This window comes from Pseudarthrobacter siccitolerans (assembly GCF_030823375.1).
GTDB classification, from domain to species: Bacteria; Actinomycetota; Actinomycetes; order Actinomycetales; family Micrococcaceae; genus Arthrobacter; species Arthrobacter siccitolerans_A.
Window position 1 is genome coordinate 3,713,523 of sequence record NZ_JAUSXB010000001.1, and the last position, 22,519, is coordinate 3,736,041.

The 22,519-nt window shown below is 64.6% G+C and carries 22 protein-coding genes and 1 tRNA gene; 14 read left to right on the forward strand and 9 right to left on the reverse strand.

Annotated features, from left to right (window positions below; genetic code table 11):
- Window positions 1-43: 43 nt before the first annotated feature.
- From QFZ36_RS17330 to QFZ36_RS17340, 3 genes are all read right to left on the reverse strand, one after another.
- Entirely contained in the window at window positions 44-460 is a 417-nt protein-coding gene (locus QFZ36_RS17330) for an NUDIX hydrolase (protein WP_306638209.1), read from the reverse strand.
- Entirely contained in the window at window positions 457-951 is a 495-nt protein-coding gene (locus QFZ36_RS17335; RefSeq protein WP_306638211.1) for a DUF6314 family protein, read from the reverse strand. Before QFZ36_RS17335 ends, QFZ36_RS17330 begins: the two co-directional genes overlap by 4 nt.
- Before the next feature lies 1 nt (window position 952).
- Window positions 953-1,025 (reverse strand) — tRNA-Arg (locus QFZ36_RS17340).
- Window positions 1,026-1,109: 84 nt separating this feature from the next.
- Between QFZ36_RS17340 and QFZ36_RS17345 the strand changes: the two genes are divergently transcribed.
- The gene (locus QFZ36_RS17345) at window positions 1,110-1,874 is read left to right on the forward strand and encodes a DUF998 domain-containing protein (RefSeq protein ID WP_306638213.1); all 765 of its coding nucleotides are present in this window, start codon (window positions 1,110-1,112) and stop codon (window positions 1,872-1,874) included.
- 25 nt (window positions 1,875-1,899) lie between these two features.
- Here the strand turns inward: QFZ36_RS17345 and QFZ36_RS17350 are convergent, their stop codons facing one another.
- From QFZ36_RS17350 to QFZ36_RS17365, 4 genes are all read right to left on the reverse strand, one after another.
- Window positions 1,900-2,310 (reverse strand): hypothetical protein, encoded by a 411-nt coding sequence (locus tag QFZ36_RS17350; RefSeq protein WP_306638215.1) that lies wholly within the window; start codon window positions 2,308-2,310, stop codon window positions 1,900-1,902.
- Between the two features lie 2 nt (window positions 2,311-2,312).
- Window positions 2,313-3,779: a PGAP1-like alpha/beta domain-containing protein gene (locus QFZ36_RS17355; RefSeq protein WP_306638217.1), complete on the reverse strand. Its 1,467-nt coding sequence runs from the start codon at window positions 3,777-3,779 to the stop codon at window positions 2,313-2,315.
- 2 nt (window positions 3,780-3,781) lie between these two features.
- Entirely contained in the window at window positions 3,782-4,555 is a 774-nt protein-coding gene (locus QFZ36_RS17360) for a hypothetical protein (RefSeq protein ID WP_306638219.1), read from the reverse strand.
- Between the two features lie 153 nt (window positions 4,556-4,708).
- On the reverse strand, window positions 4,709-5,344 hold the full coding sequence (locus tag QFZ36_RS17365; RefSeq protein WP_306638220.1) for a hypothetical protein: 636 nt from the start codon (window positions 5,342-5,344) through the stop codon (window positions 4,709-4,711).
- 32 nt (window positions 5,345-5,376) lie between these two features.
- On the opposite strand from QFZ36_RS17365, the gene QFZ36_RS17370 reads away from it, so the two are divergent.
- The 6 genes from QFZ36_RS17370 to sucD all read left to right on the forward strand — a co-directional run bounded on the left by QFZ36_RS17370 (window position 5,377) and on the right by sucD (window position 13,225).
- The gene (locus QFZ36_RS17370) at window positions 5,377-6,207 is read left to right on the forward strand and encodes an inositol monophosphatase family protein (RefSeq protein WP_306638222.1); all 831 of its coding nucleotides are present in this window, start codon (window positions 5,377-5,379) and stop codon (window positions 6,205-6,207) included.
- Between the two features lie 84 nt (window positions 6,208-6,291).
- The gene (gene pcrA / locus QFZ36_RS17375) at window positions 6,292-8,784 is read left to right on the forward strand and encodes a DNA helicase PcrA (RefSeq protein WP_306638224.1); all 2,493 of its coding nucleotides are present in this window, start codon (window positions 6,292-6,294) and stop codon (window positions 8,782-8,784) included.
- A gap of 129 nt (window positions 8,785-8,913) precedes the next feature.
- The gene (locus tag QFZ36_RS17380) at window positions 8,914-10,191 is read left to right on the forward strand and encodes a glycosyltransferase (RefSeq protein WP_306638225.1); all 1,278 of its coding nucleotides are present in this window, start codon (window positions 8,914-8,916) and stop codon (window positions 10,189-10,191) included.
- Between the two features lie 19 nt (window positions 10,192-10,210).
- The gene (locus QFZ36_RS17385; protein ID WP_306638227.1) at window positions 10,211-10,918 is read left to right on the forward strand and encodes a hypothetical protein; all 708 of its coding nucleotides are present in this window, start codon (window positions 10,211-10,213) and stop codon (window positions 10,916-10,918) included.
- Between the two features lie 222 nt (window positions 10,919-11,140).
- A complete protein-coding gene (gene sucC / locus QFZ36_RS17390; protein WP_306638228.1) occupies window positions 11,141-12,310 on the forward strand; it encodes an ADP-forming succinate--CoA ligase subunit beta in 1,170 nt (389 codons plus the stop codon).
- A gap of 12 nt (window positions 12,311-12,322) precedes the next feature.
- Window positions 12,323-13,225: a succinate--CoA ligase subunit alpha gene (gene sucD, locus QFZ36_RS17395; protein ID WP_306638229.1), complete on the forward strand. Its 903-nt coding sequence runs from the start codon at window positions 12,323-12,325 to the stop codon at window positions 13,223-13,225.
- A gap of 149 nt (window positions 13,226-13,374) precedes the next feature.
- Here the strand turns inward: sucD and QFZ36_RS17400 are convergent, their stop codons facing one another.
- On the reverse strand, window positions 13,375-13,857 hold the full coding sequence (locus tag QFZ36_RS17400; protein WP_306638231.1) for an SRPBCC family protein: 483 nt from the start codon (window positions 13,855-13,857) through the stop codon (window positions 13,375-13,377).
- Window positions 13,858-13,873: 16 nt separating this feature from the next.
- Complete coding sequence (locus QFZ36_RS17405) at window positions 13,874-14,218, reverse strand: ArsR/SmtB family transcription factor (RefSeq protein WP_306638232.1); 345 nt, start codon at window positions 14,216-14,218, stop codon at window positions 13,874-13,876.
- Between the two features lie 170 nt (window positions 14,219-14,388).
- Here QFZ36_RS17405 and QFZ36_RS17410 point away from each other — a divergent pair, with 170 nt between their 5' ends.
- The 7 genes from QFZ36_RS17410 (at window position 14,389) to QFZ36_RS17440 (ending at window position 22,474) form a co-directional block, all read left to right on the forward strand.
- On the forward strand, window positions 14,389-14,793 hold the full coding sequence (locus tag QFZ36_RS17410; protein ID WP_306638233.1) for a tautomerase family protein: 405 nt from the start codon (window positions 14,389-14,391) through the stop codon (window positions 14,791-14,793).
- A gap of 188 nt (window positions 14,794-14,981) precedes the next feature.
- A complete protein-coding gene (iolC, locus tag QFZ36_RS17415; protein WP_306638235.1) occupies window positions 14,982-16,004 on the forward strand; it encodes a 5-dehydro-2-deoxygluconokinase in 1,023 nt (340 codons plus the stop codon).
- Window positions 16,001-16,936 carry a Cgl0159 family (beta/alpha)8-fold protein gene (locus QFZ36_RS17420; protein ID WP_306638237.1) on the forward strand — a complete coding sequence of 312 codons (936 nt, stop codon included), beginning with the start codon at window positions 16,001-16,003 and terminating at the stop codon, window positions 16,934-16,936. The genes iolC and QFZ36_RS17420 overlap by 4 nt, the downstream gene beginning before the upstream one ends.
- Window positions 16,937-16,969: 33 nt before the next feature.
- A complete protein-coding gene (gene iolD, locus QFZ36_RS17425; RefSeq protein WP_373427087.1) occupies window positions 16,970-18,901 on the forward strand; it encodes a 3D-(3,5/4)-trihydroxycyclohexane-1,2-dione acylhydrolase (decyclizing) in 1,932 nt (643 codons plus the stop codon).
- 48 nt (window positions 18,902-18,949) lie between these two features.
- Complete coding sequence (locus tag QFZ36_RS17430) at window positions 18,950-20,464, forward strand: CoA-acylating methylmalonate-semialdehyde dehydrogenase (RefSeq protein WP_306638241.1); 1,515 nt, start codon at window positions 18,950-18,952, stop codon at window positions 20,462-20,464.
- A gap of 28 nt (window positions 20,465-20,492) precedes the next feature.
- Entirely contained in the window at window positions 20,493-21,404 is a 912-nt protein-coding gene (locus QFZ36_RS17435) for a sugar phosphate isomerase/epimerase family protein (RefSeq protein WP_306638243.1), read from the forward strand.
- Between the two features lie 56 nt (window positions 21,405-21,460).
- Window positions 21,461-22,474, forward strand: coding sequence for a Gfo/Idh/MocA family protein (locus QFZ36_RS17440; protein WP_306638245.1), 1,014 nt, complete (start codon window positions 21,461-21,463; stop codon window positions 22,472-22,474).
- Window positions 22,475-22,519: the final 45 nt, after the last annotated feature.

The following is a 22,519-nucleotide window of genomic DNA, read 5'->3' on the forward strand; positions in this document are numbered from 1 at the left end:
TTGCCCCGCGGCTTCGGGGACGGCGGCTTTAGGGCTGGCGGCTTCAGGGCTGGCGGGCCAGCACGGGCAGGATATGGTCCGTCAGGAGCGGGGCGAGGTCGCCGGGCAGTTCGGCGACCCCGTCCAGGGCTGGCAGGTCCAGCCACCGGATCTCCGCAATCTCCGCGGAGGGGCGGGCCTCCCACGTGCCCGGAGCCATAAACACCGTTGCCTCGATGTCAGTGGCAGCCTCGTTGGCGGCGTCGGCAATCCAGACCCCCATCAGCCTCAGTTCGCCTGGATCGAGGACGATCCCTACTTCCTCAGCCAGCTCCCGGGCAGCGGCCTGGACGGCGCTTTCGCCTGCTTCGGGCTTCCCGCCGGGGTGCATAAACATGGACGTGCCGCGCTTCCTGACGGTCAGAAGCCGGCCGGCGTTGTCGAAGACGCAGACGGCCGAGACCACGATGCGGTTTTTCATGCTTCCCGTTCCGCCCGCCGGACCAGCCGCGACGTGAGCAGCAGGTTTTTCCGCGGCCCCAAGACGTCCCAGCTGTAACTGAAGCTGTTGGCATCCGTGTAGTGGTAGGCCACGCGGTAGGTGTCGGGATCGCACCAGTGCTGGTCCAGGTTGGCCTCGGGAGAGAAGCTCATGCTGTGGAAGGGGCGGCCGTCCGGGAAGAAGAAGTCCAGCGCGTCGGGACGGGCAGTGGTTTTCAGCACGTAGTCGCGGGTGGCGGGGCCGGTAAAAGTAGGCCAGCGCATGGTGCCTTCCTCGCGGAGGGCCAGGCCGCCGTCGTCCGCGGGAACAAAATGTACGACGCCGGAGAAGGTTCCGCGGGTGCCAGCGGCGCGGTCCAGCAGGTCACGTTGGACCTTCCACAGTCCGGCCTCGGCAGGTTCGTGCCCTGTGGCCGCAGTTGGGCCGAGCAGGTAGGCGCGGAGGCCGAACTCCGGGGGAGGAACGTTCAAGTGCCCTCGATTGGAATCGAACCAACGACACCGGCTTTAGGAGAGCCGTGCTCTATCCACTGAGCTACGAGGGCGCGCATCCGTTGGATCGGCAGGGCCGGGCCGTGGCGGACACGGATACAAGCATACAAGGTGCGGAGCCGTACTACGCTCAAGGCATGAGTTCAGCGCCGTCCACATCGTCAGCCGCTGCCGTTATTCCGGACACCGCCTCCACCCGGCAGTACATCGGGGCGTGGTCGGTGCTCAGCGTGCTGCAGTATTTCGCGGCGGAAGCTGCGGTGATCCTGGCCTGGGCAGGTCCACGGCCCTACGACCTCCGCACGGGCTACATCAGTGACCTTGGTGCCTTGCACTGCGGTGTCTTTGACGGCCGTGCGGTGTGTTCGCCGTTGAACTGGCTGATGAACGCCTCCTTTGTGGTCCAGGGACTCGGGATGCTTTTGGGTGCGCTGCTGCTGAGCTCGGGGCTGCTGCGCGTGGCTGCCCTTGCCGGCGCCCGGGTGCAAGCGGGACGGCCGAGACCGTGGGTCGCTGCAGTCTGCGTGCGCCTGCTGATCGGAACGGCGGGGGCCGGCACGGTGATCGTGGGGCTGGTTCCAGAGGACGCCGGTTCCGGCTGGCACTATTCCGGCGCCGTAATTTACTTCATTACAGGAGCGGCGGCCCTGCTGGTTCTGGGGTTCCTTTGGCTCCGGAAAACAGCTATGGCGTGGTTCATCCTGGCCTGCGGTGTCGTGTCCGCTGCTGCCTTGGTGACGGGCGGGCTGACCGGCATGCACGTGCCCGAACCCGGCACCTTGGAGCGGCTCATGGGTTACCCCGTTACGGTGGGGATGGCGACCGCGGGTCTGGTCATCGCGCAGCGGGTGCGCCGGCACCGGAAGCAACGTGCCCAGCTGCGCGCCCGCGCAGCCCGCTGATGCCACTTCGGCTGACCAGAACCGCTTACTTGACGAAGAACTCGCGGAACCTGCTCAGCGATTTCCCCCCCGAGTAGCCGAGTGTGCCAGCCCCGGCAGACACGGCGTCGTCCGGCGAGAAGATACCGACGGCGAAGGAACCCGACTCAAGCTCTTCAGTCGTCGCGAGAATCGGCGGGAGCGCATCGCCGAGAATTTTTGTGAGGCCGGCCTCGTCATAGCTGGACCCAACCAACTTCACGGTGATGAACTTTCCCGATGTGTTAAGAATTACGTCAACCTCCGCCGACTCGATTCCAGCAACTGACATCGCGGCTTCGTGCATGTCGCCTTCCAGCCGGTCAGCAGTGGAAGGACCCTTCGCCATACACGCTGAGAGCCCTAAGGCCACCAACGCTAAGGCCAGCACCCTGGCAACGGTATAAAGTCGGCGCATTATTACTGCTTTCGGGACACGTTGGTCACGGTTGAGGTTACCTGGCTGGCATCCATGGTTAGGAATCGTTGGGTTGATTGCTGTTCGCTGTAATGGGCAATCGGTCCGCCGGCCTCGTACTGGCTGACTGAATCCACGTAACGATTGGCGTCGTGGTAATTGATGCCCGCGATCCCAGCGTCGATGTCAGGATTTGGCAGCTCCACGATGGTGGCCCCGTTGTCCCGGGTGGCGGTGACGATCCCTCCCGGCCACGCCGTGGAGTCGGCCAGGTCCACCTTCGGTACCGGATCTCCGGCATGCTGCAGCGCCAGGACATCGATGGACGGCGGGATGGGCGTGGAATCCACGGGTGAACCGAACGTGACGAGATTGGTGACATTGAAGCGGTCAGTGAAGCTGCCGTCGGAAGCAAGTGCCGCAGCAATCATTCCACCCTGGGAGTGCCCCGAGAGCATCACCGGCGCACCTTCGGGAATGGCGGCCTGCTCCATGGCCAGCCGGACTGCCTCCGCCGCGGTGGACAGGTTGCCGCCGGCCAGTTCAAGGTTTCCTGTGAGGTCGGTCGAATTTGCCGCACCATCGGGCAACCACCGCGTGGTGCCGGGGATACTGACGATATAGGCAGGCGGCTCGCCCGGCTTCTCAACCGTAGTGATACGGACGCCCGTGTCCGGAACCCCGGACTTTCCGGCGTCGGAATAGGCGGTGTCAGTGGCGTCGAGGAGTGCGCTGATAGTGGATGGGACCGGTGTTACTAACCGACGGTTGCTGTCTATGTCGTTGGGAGTGCCAACGCCAACAGGGATGGGCTCCCCGGCAACTGGCCGGCCGTCGTCCAACAGGTGGGGGTTGAACAAACCCAGGGTGAGCGCGGTTGCCTGCAGGTTTTCCATGGTGGCCGCCATCAGCAGGCCGTTCGAGACAAGCTCTGTCACCGATGGCGGCTCACCGGATGTCAGCCACCGCCAGCCCATGTCCATCGCGTCGCGGGCTTGGCTGGCGACATTTCCCTGCGCGTCCATGAGGTTGCGGATGGGAAGCGGAGCCGAGTCCTGCACAGAGTTCCACAGGTTACCCGCGGTGTCCTGAACAGCAGTGGTGACGTTCCCGCCCGTGTCCCACAGGTCCCCTGCGGTGACGGCGACGGAGCCAACCAGCGAGTCGAAGAACGATGGAGCCTGTGCAGCCGACGGTCGGCCCGTCCCCTTGCTGCTGGCGGCCACCTGCTCCTCGACATTTCGCTTGACAGCATTGGAGGCGGCAGCGAGCGCATCGGCTGTGCTGATCAGCTTGGTCCTCTGGCCGGTCCATTCGTCGGTAAACTTCTGCGCGTCTGCGCCCTTCCAGGGCGAGCCCTGGATCAGGGGTGTGAGGCTGCGGCTCAGGGCAGCCAGCCGGTCACTGGCGCGGGCCAACTCTTCGCTGAGGCGCCGCCCGCTTTCCACGTCCATTCCGTAGAAGGTCATCTTCAGGCCGCCTGTTCCGCGGCGCTGGCCAGGTATTCCCTGGCGCCCAACAGGCGCCACGCGAATCCGAGGCGAATGGCATCCGAGGGAACAGGAGTCAGGGCGGAACCCTCGCCGGATGGACCGGTACTGACTGAATAGAGACGCTCCCCAAGCGCCCAGACGTCCCAGCTGACGTGGTCCGGACCTGGGGCCGGGGCAGACGGCCGCACTGTGCGTGATCCCGCAGGATGAGCCGACACTTGGAGATGGATGGTGTACCTGGCATTGGCGGCGATTTCGCCGAGCGCGGCGCCCGGTGCCTTCGGGAGTTCCGTGGCCTCGGGGACTTCCCTAATGTCCGGGAGGTGGCGATTGAGGGCGGCCCAGGCATTTTCCTCAGCGAAGAAGGATATTTCGACGGCGTTCCGGACCTCCGTCACGTCGACGCCCCCGTCACCGTGCCTGATGCGCCGGGCATAGGTGACTCCGATACCCCGGCCGCGTGCCAGGGCGAGTTCGGTGTGGACGGATGATTCGCCGGACTGGACCACTGCAGTGGCCTTCAGCGGGCCGAGTGCTGCAATCGAGACTGCCAGCACCCACTGCCGGGTAATGGCACCGCTCGCGTCAACTATTCCCGCCCGACGCAGTTCGGCCCCGGCCGCCTCTACTTCTTGCGAATCCAGCGCCTCCAACGCCTCGGCACGGATTGAATCCCGGTAAGCGGACAGGTCCGCCTCTGGCTCATGCGCGAGTACCTCAGCCGCCTTGTGGACCGTCAAAGCCCAGGCCACCCCGCTGATCTCAAAGACGTTGAGAGCAACGTTTGTCCGTGATTCCCCCAAAGATTCCCCCAAAGATCCCCCCGATATTAAGCCCGCAGCATGCAGCCAGTGCCTGTATTCAACACCCTATCCGGCCCCTCTGAGGAGCGGGAATGGGGAGTTCTATCGGGCCTCCTGCCGCTCCTGCGGCTTTTTCCGCAGAAGCACTGCTGCTGCGCCGGCGAGCAGGCTTAGGACCAGGAGGACCCAGCCGGCAACGGTGAGGCCGGACGCGAGGGCCACTTGGCCGGCGTCGGGCGCTTCCGATGCCAGCACGCCGTCGATGGCTGCGTTGGCCCAGAGCCGGACCACCACAAAGAGCAGCGGAAGGGCCCACAGCGCCCAACGCAATGTTTTCCTGGCAACGTTGGTGCCGATCAGCAGCAGCCAGGTGAACCCGAAGATCAGGGGGAACAGAGTGCCGGCCGTTTTGTGGACATAGTTGAGCTGGCCGCGGGCGTCGTCGTTCATGACCGCATGCAGCTGGCCGATGTAGGCCGGATCGAATCCGCCGATGAGCGAGTCCGGCATGGGCAGGCCCTGGGAGAGCTGCCTCAGCTGGTCCAGCGTGAGCAGGTGCAGGTACCAGAACAGGAAGATGCAGGCCACCACACCGGCGATCAGGATCAGGCTGCCGTTGTTCTCTGCCTTCTGCGGGGTGCGGGCGGTGGTGGGGTTGACCACGGGCGGAAGATGGTGCTGGGGTACAGCCGCCTTGGAGCCGTGCTTCTTGATCCGCTGCGCAGGGGTTTTGGCCATGGCACCATTATCCCGCCCCATAAACTGAAGCCATGACCATTGGCCGGCACAGCGCCGTTGAACTTGACCCCTCCCTGGACGATTACGAACTGGCAGCGGCCCTGGTCCGCGAAGCCGGGCAGCTGGCAGCGTTGATGCGGATGGCGGGCCTGCAGTCCGAACAGAAGACGTCGGTTTCCGATGTGGTGACAGCTGCCGACCATGCCGCCGAGGCCTACGTGCTGGAGCAACTGCGGCGCTGCCGGCCGGACGACGGCATCCTGGGGGAGGAGGGGGCGTCGGTCCCGGGGACCAGCGGCCGGACCTGGGTCATTGATCCGGTGGACGGCACCTATAACTTCCTGCACGGCTCCACCTATTGGTGCTCCGCGATTGCCCTGAAGGACGCCTCCGACGTTGTGCTCGGAGCCATCTTCCAGCCGGACGAGGACAAGCTCTGGGCCGGCGGCAGGGCACGTCCGGCAACCTTGAATGGTGAACCCCTCACGGTTTTCCACGACGACAGGGGAGCACGCAACAGCACAGCCGTTGCGGAGCTGGGTGCCGCCACCTACATCCACCCGAGCTGGCTGATGGATCCCCTGTGCGCAATGCCGTGGCACGCGGCCGCCACGTCGGCCGCCGCGCTGCGCATGCTGGGCTCGGGTTCCTGCGACCTGGGCCGGGTGGCGGACGGTCAGCTGGGCTGCTGGTTCCAGCACAGCTGCCCCGAGTGGGACTGGCTGCCGGGCAAGGCGATCGTCCGGGCTGCCGGCGGTGCCGTGGACACCGTCCGTGTGAACGGCCTGGAGTGGTTCATGGCCGGCGGAACGATGGCGGTACGCGAGCTGCGCGCTGCCCTCGAATCCGGGTCGGTGGCATAAGAGCCCACAGCCTATGTGGATAACGCCCCGTCATCCACAGGCTGGAGCTGGCTGTCAGTCCCACCGCCTAGACTTGTAGGCACCATGGATATGTTGTTTGACCCGTACTCTGACGGACCCTTCAAAGCCGCTCCCACCGCCGCTGCCCGCACCAAGTCGCCTTCCGAGGGCGCAGCTGCGGCTCCGGGGACGGGCGGCGCCGGCGTGGACCGGGCACCGGAGGGGCAGGCCCATCGAGGCCACCGGATGGACCCGGCCAAGCTCCTGGAGGGGCTCAACCCCCAGCAGGAGGAGGCCGTCAAGCACGCAGGTTCGGCGCTGCTCATCGTGGCCGGTGCGGGTTCGGGAAAGACCCGCGTGCTCAGCAACCGGATCGCCTACCTGATCGCTACCGGGCGGGCCCACCACGGCGAAATCCTGGCCATCACCTTCACGAACAAAGCCGCCGCGGAGATGCGCGAACGCATAGAAAAGCTTGTGGGCGGACGAGCCAAGATCATGTGGATCTCCACCTTCCACTCGTCCTGCGTCCGCATCCTGCGGCAGGAGGCGGCCAACGTGGGCCTGAAATCGAACTTCTCCATCTACGACTCCGCTGACTCCCTGCGGCTGGTCACCCAGGTCTCCAAGGCCCTGGACCTGGATCCCAAGAAGTTTGCGCCCAAAGCAATCCAGCACAAGATCTCAGCGTTGAAGAACGAGCTCATTGATGCCGATTCGTACGCCTCTGCAGCAAACTACAACGATCCCTTCGAGCAGGCTGTAGCTGATGTCTTCAAGGGCTACACCCAGCGCCTACGGCAGGCGAACGCCATGGACTTTGACGACCTCATCGCGGAAACCGTCTACATGTTCCGGGCCTTCCCTGCCCTCGCGGAATCCTACCGCCGGCGGTTCAGGCACGTGCTGGTGGACGAATACCAGGACACCAACCATGCCCAATACTCCTTGGTGCGCGAGATCGTGGGGGAAGGCCCGGGAGCATCCGAGCTAACGGTCGTGGGCGACTCGGACCAGTCCATCTACGCCTTCCGCGGAGCTGATATCCGCAACATCGTTGAGTTCGAGAAGGATTACCCCGAGGCGCGGACCATCAAGCTGGAGCAGAACTACCGGTCCACGCAGAACATCCTCAGCGCGGCCAACTCGGTGATCTCCCGGAACCCCAACCGCCCGGAAAAGCGGTTGTGGACCGCAGAGGGCGAAGGCCACAAGATCATCGGCTACGTGGGCGAGAACGAGCACGACGAAGCCCAGTTCATCGCCAAGGAAATTGACCGGCTCCAGGACGAGGACAACCTCCGCCCCGGGGACGTCGCCATCTTCTACCGGACCAACGCCCAGTCGCGCTCCATCGAAGACGTGCTGGTCCGGGTCGGCCTGCCCTACAAAGTGGTGGGCGGTACGCGCTTCTACGAGCGCAAGGAGATCAAGGACGCCCTCGCCTACCTGCGCGTCCTGGTTAACCCGGACGACGACGTCAACCTGCGCCGGGTGCTCAACGAACCAAAGCGCGGCATCGGTGACCGCGCCGAAGGCGCCGTGGCCGCCCTGGCGCAGCGCGAACGTACGTCGTTCATGGCGGCCGCCCGCCGCGCCGAACAGGCCCCGGGCATGGCAACCCGCTCCGTGAACGCCGTACTCGGGTTCGTGAAACTCTTGGATGACCTGGCGGAAGTGGCCAGCGGTTCTGGCGCGGCGGCAGCACTTGAAGCCGTCCTGGAGCAGACCGGCTACCTGGCCGCGCTGCGCGCCAGCACTGATCCGCAGGACGAGTCCAGGGTGGAAAACCTGGCGGAACTCGTCGCCGTCGTGCGCGAATACGAACAGGAGAACCCGGAAGGGTCACTGGCTGCCTTCCTGGAGCAGGTATCCCTGGTGGCTGATGCCGACCAAATTCCCGATGCTCCGGGAGCGGACATCGACGCCGCCGTCGCCGAGGCAAAACGGCTCGGCGTGGTCACGCTCATGACGCTGCACACTGCCAAGGGGCTCGAATTCCCGGTGGTGTTCCTGACCGGGATGGAACACGGGCTGTTCCCACACCAGCGTTCCGCTACGGATCCGAAGGAACTCGCGGAAGAACGCCGGCTTGCCTACGTAGGGCTCACACGCGCCCGGAAGCGCCTCTATGTCACCCGTTCCGAGGTCCGCAGCATGTGGGGGCAGAGCCAGTACAACCCTGCCAGCCAGTTCCTGGAGGAGATTCCGGCCGAGCTCCTGGAATGGAAGCGCGAAGGAACCAGCAGGCAGTCCAACTGGGGCGGCGGCTCCATCAGTTCGGGCCGCTACAGCGGATCCTTCTGGGGCGCCGGGACCTCCCGCGGTGCTGCCGCCGACCCTTCAGCCGGCTTCAACGCTGATGTCCCCGCTGTCATTGCCCGCAACCGGGTGCAGCCGCAGAAGGAGATCGTCGCCGTCAGCGTGGGGGACAAGGTCAACCACACGAGTTTCGGCAATGGAACCGTCCTGGCACTCGAAGGAGCCGGGGACAAGACGGTGGCAAAGGTGAAGTTCGACGTCGGCGAAAAACGGCTGCTGCTGCGGTATGCGCCCCTTACCAAGCTCGACGCCTAAGAGCAGCTGACCCGGACAGGCCCAGCCCCTTGTCCGCCCCGGCAGGTGGGTCTACAGTTCAGGAACGCGCAGGCAGCCCGGCAAGGTGGGGCCCAGGCGGATCCAGTACGGCAGATTCGGGGCACTACCGTGAAAATTCTGTTCGCCAGCCAGGCAATCGACGGCCACTTCAACCCCATGACCGGGGTGGCCATGGAGCTCAAGGAACGCGGCCATGATGTCCGCTGGTACACGGGTCCGGTCCTTGCGGACAAGCTCAACGGGCTCGGGATTCCGTTGTTCCCTTTCCAGCGGGCCATTGAGCACCGCGCCGACAACCTCACGGAGCTGTATCCGGAACGCGCCAGGCTCAAGGGGCCCAGGGCCATGGGCTTCGACGGCGAAAAAATCTTCGCCAGCAACATCAGCAACTTTTTTGAGGACATCCGGGATCTCGACCGCGACTTTTCCTTCGACGTCCTGGTGGCAGACGCCAGCATGTTCATCCACCGGCTTGTCACACACCTGATGGCAAAACCGGTGGTGAATTTTGTCGCCGTTCCCAATATGGAAAGCGATCCGCTGGTGCCTCCGCTGTTTTTCGGCTTCCGCCCGGCGCGCAACCCCGCGGAAAAAGCCCTGCAGGCCGCGGCCGGCCTTCTTTCGGACAAGGTCATCCTCCGCCCCGCCAGCCAGAGCTACCGGCGGCAGCACACCTTCTATGGGCAGGAGGTGCCCAAAGGGGGCCGGCTCACCGACGAGCCCTACAGGTGCTCGGAGGCCATCATCCAGACCGGCACGGAATCGCTGGACTTTCCGCGGCGGAAGGACAACCCCAAAGTCCACTACGTCGGGGCGCTCCTGCCCTACCGGCTCCCCGGAGCAGCCGCCCCGGACATTGCCCCGGAGGGTTTCGCCAGGACAGTTGTGGTCACCCAGGGCACCGTAGACAACCTGGACCAGAACAAACTCATCATTCCCGCCGTGGAGGCCCTGAAAGGCACGGACACCCTGGTCATGGTGGCCACCGCTGGCCATGGAACGGCGGAACTCCGGGCCCGCTATCCACAGCGGAACATCCATGTCCACGACTACATCGACTTCGCGGCCGTGTTCGAATTCACCGACGTCTTCGTGACCAACGGCGGATTCGGCGGCGTGCAGCTGGCCCTTTCCAAGGGTGTGCCCCTCGTGGTGTCCGGCATCAACGAAGGCAAGAGCGACGTCAATGCCAGGGTGGAGTATGCCGGTGTGGGCATCAACCTGCGGACAGACGCCCCCTCGGCGGAAAACATCAGCAAGGCCGTGAACAGCATCCTGGACCCCGTGTGGAAGGAACGGGCGCAGCAGATGGCCCAAGACTTCGGCTCCCACAACCCTGCAGAGGCCGCGGCCAAGGTGGTGGAAGGGGTATTCAGCAACAGGTAGGGCGCCGCCATGAAGCATAATGGGGCCCATGCGACGGACTGTTCTGGGGATCTTCGCCGCCCTGATCCTGGCGGCGGCCACGGCATGTACCATCACCACCAAGGACCCCGGCTACGTCCCGCCGGCGCCGCTGCCGCCTATGGAACAGCTGGAACAGGCCGCTGTGGTGGGCGCCAAAAACTTTGCCAACGGTGATGGTGTCATCTCCTTCATCACCGAAGACCGCACCGTTGCCTGTTCCCTGACGGCGGCCAGGGGGGAGCACGTGAACCTGCCCTACGAGCAGAACAACTTTGCTGATACCGCCAACAACAAACTGGCAACTGTCCCCGTGGCCCACTGTGAGCTGGCCAAGTACCCGCAGCCAAAAAGCGAAGATGCCAAGGACGACTGCGCCGGAACCAACCTCGGCTACCTGGGCGGCGTTGCCCTGCTCACCCCGGACAGCGCCCGGTACGGGGAATGCCGGTCCGGCGTCACACAAATGGAAGCAACGTACGGTCCCAAGGGAAGCAAAGCCGGTGCCCTGGCCCAACTGCAGGTACTCGGGGACGGGCAGAACCTCGAAGGGAACGGGTTGCGCTGTTCGGCCTACAACGGCGGGGTGGCATGCGGAAACGTCTCCGCCGGCGTCGGATTCTTTGTTTCCCCGGAGCATTACGAGCTAATTTCCAGGCCGGCTGAAACTGCCTCGCCGGTACCGGGCAACCCCTCAAAAACCCCGTAATTCCGCGGTTTTTCTACGCTCCATAGAATAGTGTCGTTACTCACATAAGCGGTAGTCTGGAACGGGCCGGTCCCTCCAAAGGACTAGAGTTCCCAGTGGAGCATCACGCCGCGTGGCTCGTTTCCAACAGGCCGCCGGTGCATGCAATTCCGCAGCCCGGTCATCGTCTTCGATGGTGTCCGACTGTACAGAAACTACTTCGACGTAGAAGGACACTAAACCGTGGACCTGTTTGAATACCAGGCGCGCGATATGTTCGAGGCGCACGGTGTACCCGTGCTTGCCGGCATCGTGGCGCACACCCCAGAAGAAGCAAAGGCAGCTGCCGAGAAGATCGGCGGCGTAACTGTCGTCAAAGCACAGGTCAAGGCTGGCGGCCGTGGCAAGGCCGGCGGCGTCAAGGTCGCAAAGTCCGCCGACGAGGCACTCGAGTACGCCACCAACATCCTGGGCATGGACATCAAGGGCCACACCGTCAACAAGGTGATGATCGCCCAGGGTGCGGATATCGCCGAGGAATACTACTTCTCCGTCCTGCTGGACCGGGCCAACCGCAACTACCTGGCCATGTGCTCGGTTGAAGGCGGCATGGAAATCGAACAGCTCGCCGTCGAACGCCCCGAGGCGCTGGCCAAGGTTGCCATCGACCCCGCCGTCGGCATCGACCAGGCAAAGGCCGACGAAATCGTCGCAGCTGCAGGCTTCGCTGAGGAACTCCGCGGCAAGGTCGCCGACGTGATCCTCAAGCTGTGGGACGTCTTCAAGAAGGAAGACGCCACCCTCGTTGAGGTCAACCCCCTCGTCAAGACCGGCGCCGGCGAAATCGTTGCGCTGGACGGCAAGGTCTCCCTGGACGAAAATGCGGACTTCCGCCACGCGAAGCACGCGCTCCTTGAGGACAAGGACGCAGCTGACCCGCTTGAGGCCAAGGCAAAGGCGCAGGACCTCAACTACGTCAAGCTGGACGGCGAAGTGGGCATCATCGGCAACGGTGCAGGCCTGGTCATGTCCACCCTCGACGTCGTTGCCTACGCCGGCGAGAACCACGGCAACGTCAAGCCCGCCAACTTCCTGGACATCGGCGGTGGAGCATCCGCAGAGGTCATGGCAGCCGGCCTGGACGTCATCCTCGGCGATGAGCAGGTCAAGTCCGTGTTCGTCAACGTTTTCGGTGGCATCACCGCCTGTGACGCCGTTGCCAAGGGCATCGTCGGCGCGCTGGCTGAACTCGGCCACACTGCAAACAAGCCGCTGGTAGTCCGCCTCGACGGCAACAACGTCGAAGAAGGCCGCCGCATCCTGAACGAGGCCAACCACCCGCTGGTTACCCTGGCCGCCACCATGGACGAGGGCGCCGACAAGGCCGCCGAGCTCGCCAACGCAGCGAAGTAAAGGGACGCGACAATGTCTATCTACCTCAACAAAGACTCCAAGGTCATCGTCCAGGGCATCACCGGCGGCGAAGGCACCAAGCACACCGCCCTGATGCTGAAGGCCGGCACCAACATCGTGGGCGGCGTCAACGCCCGCAAGGCCGGCACCACCGTCCTGCACGGTGACAACGAAATCAATGTCTACGGCACCGTCAAGGAAGCCATCGCGGAAACCGGCGCTGACGTCTCCATCGTCTTCGTCCCGCCGGCATTCACCAAGAACGCTGTTGTTGAAGCCATCGAGGCAGGCATCGGCCTCGTCGTCGTCATCACCGAAGGCGTACCGGTCCAGGACTCCGCCGAGTTCTGGGCACTGGCCCAGTCCAAGCTCGACGCCGACGGCAACCGGGTCACCCGCATCATCGGCCCGAACTGCCCCGGCATCATCACCCCAGGCGAAGCACTGGTGGGCATTACCCCGGCCAACATCACGGGCAAGGGCCCCATCGGACTGGTCTCCAAGTCCGGCACCCTGACCTACCAGATGATGTACGAACTGCGCGACCTGGGCTTCTCCACCGCCATCGGCATCGGCGGCGACCCCGTCATCGGCACCACGCACATCGACGCCCTGGCCGCGTTCGAGGCTGACCCCGAGACCAAGGCGATCGTGATGATCGGCGAAATCGGTGGCGACGCCGAAGAGCGCGCAGCCGATTTCATCAAGGCCAACGTCACCAAGCCGGTTGTCGGCTACGTGGCCGGTTTCACGGCGCCCGAAGGCAAGACCATGGGCCACGCCGGCGCCATCGTCTCCGGTTCCGCCGGAACCGCCCAGGCCAAGAAGGAAGCCCTCGAAGCTGCAGGTGTCAAGGTCGGCAAGACGCCGTCCGAGACCGCCAAGCTGCTGCGCGAAGTTTTCGCAGCACTCTAGAGGTTCTGTACGAACAACGCGGGGTTGCTTCCCGCCCATTCCGCACGATCGGATGGGCAGGGAGTGACCCCGCGTTGCTTGTTTAAGCAGGACGACGACGGCAGGTCACCTTTCCGGGAAAGGTGACCTGCCGTCGTCGTACTTCTTTCCTAGACCTTGGCGCCGCTGAGCAGCTCGTCCAGGCGCTCGTAGCCTTCGCTCATGCCGCCCTCCATTCCGGACTGCGCCATCCCGTCGCGCGCCTCCTGGCTGGGGTAGACGGAGTGGCCGCGCAGCCGGGTCCGGCCGTTGCCGAGGTCCTCGAACGTCATGAACTCCAGGCTGACCACATCCGGGTAGCCGCCGAACTCGAAGGTCTGGATGGCGAATTCGTTTTCGCGGACTGTGTGGAAGATGCCCTTGAATTCATAGGGGACCCCTTCCGGCCCGGTGTGCAGGTAGCTGTAACTGCCGCCGGTGCGGAAATCGTAATGGTCGATATCCATCTTGTAGCCCCGCGGGCCCAGCCACTGGACGATCAGGTCCGGTTCCTTGTGCGCACGGAACACGTCCGCGACGGGAAAATCGAACTCGCGCTCATAATCGATGAAGGGGACGCCTTCAGGAACGCTGAGTTTCAGGGAATTGCTCATGATGACTCCTTGGAGGTTAGTCGCCGCTGGCCGCAGCGTTTGATCTGAGTACGGCGTCGAGGCTCCGGAACTGCCCTTCCCGGACCAGCCTGTACTGGTCGATCCAGGCGGTGAGCGCCTCAAGCCGTGCCGGGTTCAGGTGTACGGGCCGGCGCTGTGCATCCCTGGTCCGGGTGACCAGTTCAGCCTGCTCGAGCACCTGGATATGTTTCGAGACGGCCTGCTTGGAAATCTCGAAGGGTTCTGCCAATTCATTAACAGTGGCCGGGCCCCGGCTGAGCCGGGCGATGATGCTCCGCCGCACGGGGTCGGCCAGGGCCATAAAAGCCGAGTCCAGTGCCGCGTCGTTGTCGGAATTCATAACGAGCCCTTCACTTATTCAATCGTTCGCTTTTCAACCTGTAGTTTTATCAACCTTTGGGTTGATTAATGGTACGGCCGATAGTTGACCCTTTCAAGAGGAAGGGCTTGTTTCGTGCCAAGTCGCTTTGTTAGTATGTCAGCACAAATTGCTTCCGAAGGAGAAGGCCCTTGCCTCTTGTCCGTATTGACGTCAATGAAGGCCGCAGCGCCGATGAACTGCAGCAGCTTAGCCGTGGCATTCACGATGCCATCCTCGCCGAATATGGCATCCCGGAGCGCGACTACTTCCATATCCTCACTGAGCACCCGCAGGGGCAGATCTTCGCCCAGGATGCAGGGCTGGGATTCGAGCGGACCGGCGGAGTGGTGATGATCCAGGTCTTCACTCAGGGGGGCCGCTCCCAGGAGGCCAAGCAGCGACTTTTCGCGGCAGTTGCCGAAAAGCTTTCCGAGGCAGGGGTTGCCGGCGAGGACGTATTCATCGGCTACGTGGAAAACACGGCAGGCGACTGGTCGTTCGGCTTTGGCCGCGCCCAGTATGTGACGGGAGAACTGGCGGTCCCCAAGAAGTAATCTGGGCCCGAGCCGCAGGAGTAATCCATGCAGTGAAGCCATGTTGTAAGTATGTCATTACAAACCTTTGACAGGACATTCGATCTAGGGCAAAGTAGTGCCTGTGGCCCACACCACGGCCTGCCAGTTCCGGAGCTCCTGCAGATTCAGAGGTTCAGAGTTCCACACCAGAAAGGTCCACGATCACCGTGACCCACGAGCTTCTTACGATCGGGCGCATCAGCGTTGATATCTACCCGAACGACATCGGGGTTGGCTTGGAGGATGTTAATTCCTTCGGCAAATACCTTGGTGGTTCCCCCTCCAACGTAGCCGTTGCCGCGGCCCGGCATGGCCGCCGGACCGGCGTGATCACCCGCACCGGGGATGATGCCTTCGGTAAGTACCTCCACCGTGAGCTGAGCAAGTTCAACGTCGATGACAGCTTCGTGACCCCGGTCAGCGAGTGGCCGACGGCGGTCACGTTCTGCGCGATCAAGCCGCCGGAGGACTTCCCGCTCTACTTCTACGGCCGTTTTCCCACCGCCCCGGACCTGCAGATTAAGGCCGGCGAGCTGGACCTGGACGCCATCCGCAATGCGGGGATCTTCTGGTCCACAGTGACGGGCCTGTGCCAGGAACCCAGCCGAAGCGCACACATCGCCGCTCATGAGGCACGTCCCCGGACCGGCCTGGCCGAGGGACAGTTCACCATCCTGGACCTGGACTACCGGCCAATGTTCTGGGCCTCGGAAGAGGAGGCCCGCGCCGAGGTCGCCAAGATTCTGCCCCACGTCACGGTCGCGATTGGCAATGACAAGGAATGCGCCGTGGCCGTCGGGGAGGGGAGTCCCGATGAGCAGGCTGACCGGCTGCTGGCCGCCGGTGTCGAGATCGCCGTCGTCAAGCTCGGTCCCGAAGGCGTAATGGCCAAGACCCGCACGGAGCGTGTCGTCTCGGCCCCTGTGCCGGTGGAAACCCTCAACGGCCTGGGTGCCGGAGATTCCTTCGGCGGGGCCTTCTGCCACGGACTGCTCTCAGGCTGGCCGCTGGCCCAGGTCCTGGACTACGCCAACGCCGCCGGCGCCATCGTTGCGTCCCGCCTGTCCTGTGCCGATGCCATGCCGACGCCGGAGGAGGTCACCTCGCTGCTGGCCGAACGCGGGCGCCCTGTACCCGGCACCGTTTCCGGCGCCGACCCGCAGCTTGCCACCGAAGGAGCAGCACTGTGACCCTCACGCCTCTTACCTCCAGCAACGCTGTGGACGACGATCCCCGCCGCTACGAGCACCTGAGCACTATCCGGCTCGAAGATCCCGAAGCTGTGGCCCGCGCAGCCAAAGCCCGGCGCCGCCACCCCGGCGTGAAAGCGGGAAAGCAGAACTTCATCGTCGCGGCCGATCACCCGGCGCGCGGCGCCCTGGCTGTCGGCTCGGATCCGGTAGCCATGGCTGATCGCCGCCAGCTGTTGGACCGTTTGCAGATCGCGTTGGCCAATCCGGCCGTTGACGGTGTCCTGGCCTCGCCGGACATCATGGATGACCTGCTGCTGCTGGGCGCCCTGGACGGCAAGCTGGTGTTCGGTTCGATGAACCGCGGCGGCCTGTCCGGCCTGGTCAACGAGTTCGATGACCGCTTCACCGGCCACACGGCCGCGGCGCTGGAAGCCCTCGGTGCGGACGGTGGCAAGATGCTGACCCGCATCTGCCTGGGCGACCCCGACACCGTTGCCACGCTGGAGGCCACGGCGAAGGCCATTGATTCGCTGGCCGAGCGTAAGCTGATCGCGATGGTGGAACCGTTCCTGTCCCTCCGCGAGAACGGCCGGGTCCGGAACGACCTGTCCACCAACGCGGTGATCAAGTCCGTTGCGATCGCCGAAGGACTGGGCTCCACCAGCGCCTACACATGGATGAAGCTCCCTGTCGTGGCGGACATGGAACGCGTCATGGCCGCGACCACCATGCCCACGGTCCTGCTGGGCGGGGACCCGGACGGGTCCCAGGATGAAGTCTTCGCCACCTGGAAAGCCGCCCTCGCCTTGCCTGGTGTTCAAGGCCTCACCGTGGGCCGGACGCTTTTGTACCCAGCTGACGGGGATGTGGCAGGCGCCGTCGCCATGGCCGCTTCCCTTCTCAACCACACCGCAGAAGTATCGGAGTAGCCTCCCATGGGAACCACAACAGGAACGCGCAGAATGACGGTGGCCCAGGCCGTCGTCGAGTACCTCTCCCGCCAGTACACCGTTGATTCGATCGGTGGTGTCCAGTACCGTGAGCGGCTGATCCCGGGCACGTTCGGGATTTTCGGGCACGGGAATGTGGCCGGGGTGGGCCAGGCCCTGAAGCAGTACCAGCAGCTGGACCCGGCCATCATGCCGTACTACCAGGGCCGGAACGAACAGGCCCAGGTCCATCAGGCCGTGGGGTACGCCCGGCACACCCGGCGCCGCCAAACCTTCGCCATCAGCACCTCGATCGGCCCCGGCTCCTCCAACCTGCTGACCGGCGCGGCGCTGGCCACCACGAACCGCCTGCCGGTGCTGCTGCTGCCCAGTGACACGTTCGCCACCCGCGCCGCGGACCCGGTCCTGCAGCAGCTGGAACAGCCCTACGCCTACGACCTCACTGTCAATGACGCGTTCCGGCCGCTGTCCAAGTTCTTCGACCGGGTCACCCGGCCAGAGCAGCTGTTTTCCGCGTTCCACCACGGCCTGCGCGTCCTGACCGACCCGGCCGAGACCGGCGCCGTAACCATCTCGCTGCCGCAGGACGTCCAGGCCGAGGCCTTCGACGTTCCTGAGGAGTTCCTGGCTGAGCGTGAGTGGCGGATCCGCCGTCCGGACGCGGACGACGACGACATCGCCCGGGCTGCCGACGCCATCCGGGCCGCCAAGCGGCCGCTGATCATCGCCGGCGGCGGCGTGCTCTACGCCTACGCCAACGCCGAACTCGCCAAATTCGCGGAGCTGACCGGGATCCCGGTGGGCAACACCCAGGCGGGCGTCGGCGTCCTGCCGTGGGACCACCAGTTCTCCCTTGGAGCCATTGGCTCGACCGGCACGACGGCGGCGAACGCCATTGCGGCGGAGGCGGACCTGATCATCGGTATCGGCACCCGCTACGAGGACTTCACCACCGCGTCCCGCACGGCGTTCCAGAATCCGGACGTGCGCTTCATCAACATCAACGTCGCCCCGATCGACGCGTACAAGCACGGCACAGCCCTGCCCATCGTCGCCGATGCCCGCAAGGCACTGGTGAAGCTCAACCAGGCGCTGGGCGGCTACCGCGTCGGTGCGGACCTCGAGCAGAAGATCGCGGCTGAGAAAAAGCGCTGGGACGCCACTGTCGACGAGGCGTTCGACACCCGCTTCACGCCGCTGCCGGCGCAGAACGAGATCATCGGCGCCGCGTCCCGGGCCATGGAAGCCCGCGACGTGGTGATCTGCGCCGCAGGGTCCCTGCCTGGTGACCTGCACAAGATGTGGCGCGTCCGCGACCCGTTCGGCTACCACGTGGAATACGCGTACTCCTGCATGGGCTACGAAATCCCCGGCGGCCTGGGCGTCAAGCGCGCCGCCCTGGCCGAAGCCGCAAGCGGACAGACGGAGGCAAGGGACGTCGTCGTGATGGTGGGGGACGGTTCCTACCTGATGATGCATACCGAACTGGTCACCGCCGTCGCCGAACGCATCAAGTTGATCGTGGTCCTGATCCAGAACCACGGCTACGCCTCCATCGGTTCGCTCTCCGAATCCCTGGGGTCGCAGCGGTTCGGCACCCAGTACCGGGCGTTGAACGAGGAACAGCACAGCTTCGACGAGGGCGACACCCTGCCCGTGGACCTGGCGCTGAACGCCGAGTCCCTGGGCGTGAAGGTCATTCGGATCGAGCCGGGGGAGAAGGTCATCGCCGAACTCGAGCAGGCCATCCGTGACGCCAAGGCCGCACCGGAGCGCGGTGGGCCGATCCTGATCCACGTCGAATCCGACCCGCTCCTGGACGCCCCCTCCTCGGAGTCATGGTGGGACGTTCCCGTCTCCCAGGTCTCCGGGCTGGACTCCACGAAGCAGGCCTTCCAGACCTACACCGGCCACAAGAACCGCCAGCGCAAACTGCTCGGCTGACAGCACTCCACCCCCCACTCTCTTTTCACTACTCAAGGAAGAGTCCCCATGACTGCCACCACCACTGACACCACTGTCATCAACCACTTCATCAACGGCGCCGAAACCGCCGGCGAAGGTGACCGCACCACGTCCGTCTATAACCCGGCTACCGGTAAGGTCTCGGCAGAACTGCGCTTAGCGAACCGCGCGGACCTTGACGCCACTGTCGCCGCCGCCCGCAAGGCCGCCGATACCTGGGGCGACATCTCCCTGGCCAAGCGCACCGCCGTGCTCTTCAAATTCCGCGAACTCGTCGCCGCCCACGTGGACGACCTCGCCGCCCTGATCACCGCAGAGCACGGCAAGGTCCTTTCCGACGCCAAGGGTGAGATCGGCCGCGGCCTGGAGGTTATCGAGTACGCCTGCGGCATCCCCACCCTGGTCAAGGGCGACTACTCGGACCAGGTTTCCACCGGCATCGATGTTTTCTCCTTCCGCGAACCGCTCGGCGTCGTTGCCGGCATCACCCCGTTCAACTTCCCCGTGATGGTCCCTTTGTGGATGGCGCCGATGGCCATCGCCACCGGCAACGCCTTCATCCTCAAGCCCTCCGAGCGGGACCCGTCGGCGTCCATGCTGCTGGCGAAGCTGTGGAAGCAGGCCGGCCTGCCGGACGGCGTGTTCCAGGTCCTGCACGGCGATAAGGAGACCGTGGACGGCCTGCTGACCCACCCGGACGTGGACGGCATCTCCTTCGTCGGCTCCACCCCGATCGCCCAGTACGTCCACGAGACCGCCACCAGGCACGGCAAGCGCGTCCAGGCCCTGGGCGGGGCGAAGAACCACGCCATCATCATGCCCGACGCCGACCTGGACAACGCCGCCGACCACCTCGCCGCCGCCGCCTTCGGCTCCGCCGGGGAGCGCTGCATGGCCATCTCCGTTGCCGTCGCCGTCGGCGGCGCCGCCGACCTCATCGTCAAAAAGGTCGAAGAGCGCGCCCTGGCCGTGAAGGTCAACAACGGGACCGCGCCCGACGCCGAAATGGGGCCGGTTATCACCCCGGCGTCGAAGGAACGTATCGTCAGGATCGTCACGGAAGCCGAAGTCGCCGGCGCGGCCATGGTGGTGGACGGCCGCGACCTCGTGGTCCCCGGCCACGAAGACGGCTTCTGGGTAGGCCCCACCGTCATCGACCACGTCAAGACGGAAATGACCGCCTACACCGAGGAAATCTTCGGACCCGTCCTCGTCGTGGTCCGCGTCGACACCCTCGAAGACGGGATTGCCCTAATCAACGCCAACCCCTACGGCAACGGCACCGCCATCTTCACCTCCTCCGGCGCCGCAGCCCGCAAGTTCCAGCGCTCCGTCACCGTGGGCATGATTGGTGTGAACGTGCCGCTCCCGGTCCCGGTGGCCTACCACTCCTTCGGCGGCTGGAAAGCTTCCCTCTTCGGCGACAAGCACATCTACGGCCCCGAAGGCGTCTCCTTCTACACCCGCGGCAAAGTCATCACCTCCCGCTGGCCCGAAACCCACCACGCCTCCGGCGCCTCCTACAACTTCCCGTCCAACTAACCGGGTCCAGAAGAAAGACAATGCAGTCATGACTGAGAACAAGCTGATTATCGGCACGGCACCGGATTCCTGGGGCGTCTGGTTCGCGGACGATCCGAAGCAGACCCCGTGGGAACGTTTCCTCGACGAAGTGGCCGAGTCCGGCTACAAGTGGATTGAACTTGGCCCCTATGGCTACCTGCCCAACGATCCCGCCCGGCTTGCCGATGAACTGAAGCAACGCGACCTCAAGGTCACCGCCGGCACTGTGTTCACAGCTTTCCACCGCGGCTTGGACCAGTGGGAGACCGCCTGGGAACCGGCCCGCAGGGTTGCCGAACTCACCGCGGCCATGGGCGGCGAGCACATCGTGGTCATCCCGGCGATGTGGAGGGACGACGTCACCGGCGAAGCAGTGGAAAGCGGCACACTGAGCGACAAGGCCTGGAGCGACCTGTTCGCCGGGCACAACCGCCTGGGCAAAACCCTGCTGGAGGACTTCGGCCTGAAGCAGCAGTTCCACTCTCATGCCGACTCCCACGTGGGCGCACAGGAGGACATCGAAACATTGCTGGGCGCCAGCGACCCGCAGTACCTGAACCTCTGCCTGGACACCGGCCACGCGGAATACTGCGGTGCCTCCAGCCTCGAACTCATCAAGAACTACCCCGACCGGATCGGCTACCTGCACCTGAAGCAGATCAACCCGGAGATCCTCAAGAAGGTCAACGAGGAAAACATGACGTGGGCCGCCGCCAACCTCGCCGGCGTCATGACCGAGCCGCCGAACGGCCTGCCGGACCTGCGCGCCGTCATTGAAGCCGTTGAGGCCCTGAACCGCCCCATCTTCGGGATCGTGGAGCAGGACATGTACCCGGTGGCCTTCGATGTGCCCATGCCCATCGCCAAGCGCACCCGCAACTACCTGCTGTCCTGCGGCTCCCGCACTGCCGTCAGTTGACGGACGAGCACAGACAGACAACCACCGCTCTCATCCAGACACCGAAGGACAGAACAATGACTGAAACCCTCCGCGTCGCCGTCATCGGCGCAGGCCGCATGGGCACCGACCACATCCAGCGCCTCAGCAAGCGTATCCACGGAGCCGAAGTTGCCGCCGTCGTGGACGTCGACCTGGCCCGTGCCCAGGCCGCCATCGAAGGAATCCCCGGCGCCGTGGCCCTTGCCGATGCCGAGGAAGCCCTCAACAACGGCGACGTCAACGCCGTCCTCATCGCCACGCCTGGCTTCCTGCACGAGGACATCCTGCTCAAGGCGATCGCCAAGGACATCCCGATCCTTTGCGAAAAGCCCCTCACCCCCGACGCCGAATCCTCCTGGAAGGTCGTCGAAGCCGAGGTGGCGCTGGGCCACAAGCGGATCCAGGTGGGCTTCATGCGCCGCTTCGATGCCGAATACGCCGCGCTTGGCTCGGTCATCCGGAACAACGAACTTGGCGAACTGCTGATGCTGCACCACCAGCACCGTAACCCCAGCACACCCGAGGGCTTCACCAACGAGATGCTGATCAATGACTCCGTGGTGCACGAATTCGACGCCATCCGGTTCTTCACGGGCGAGGAAATCACCAGCATCCAGGTCCGCCTGGGCAAGGCCACCAAAAACGCCCCGAACGGACAGCACGATCCCCAGCACGTCCTGCTGGAGACCGAATCCGGTGTACTGGCCGACGTCGAAATCTACGTCAACGCCAAGTATGGCTACGAGGTTGGAACCCAGGCGTCGTTCGAAGAAGGTGTTGTCAGCATTGGGGGCGACAAAGGCCCTTACACCCGCAGCGCCGGCCGCTGGGGCGGGAACGTCACTCCGGGATTCGAGGAGCGCTTCGGTGCGGCGTACGACGTCGAAATCCAGTCCTGGGTGGACGCGGCGCTTAGTGGCGAAATCGGCGGCCCCACCGCTTGGGACGGTTACGCCACCGCTGCCTGCTGCGAAGCCGGCGTTGAGGCGCAGAAGAACGGCGAAAAGGTGGCCGTGAAGCTGGCCGCCAAGCCGGACCTCTACAAGTAGGACCTTAGGAAGGGGACGGGTTTTCCGTCCCCTTCCCCGGCTCCG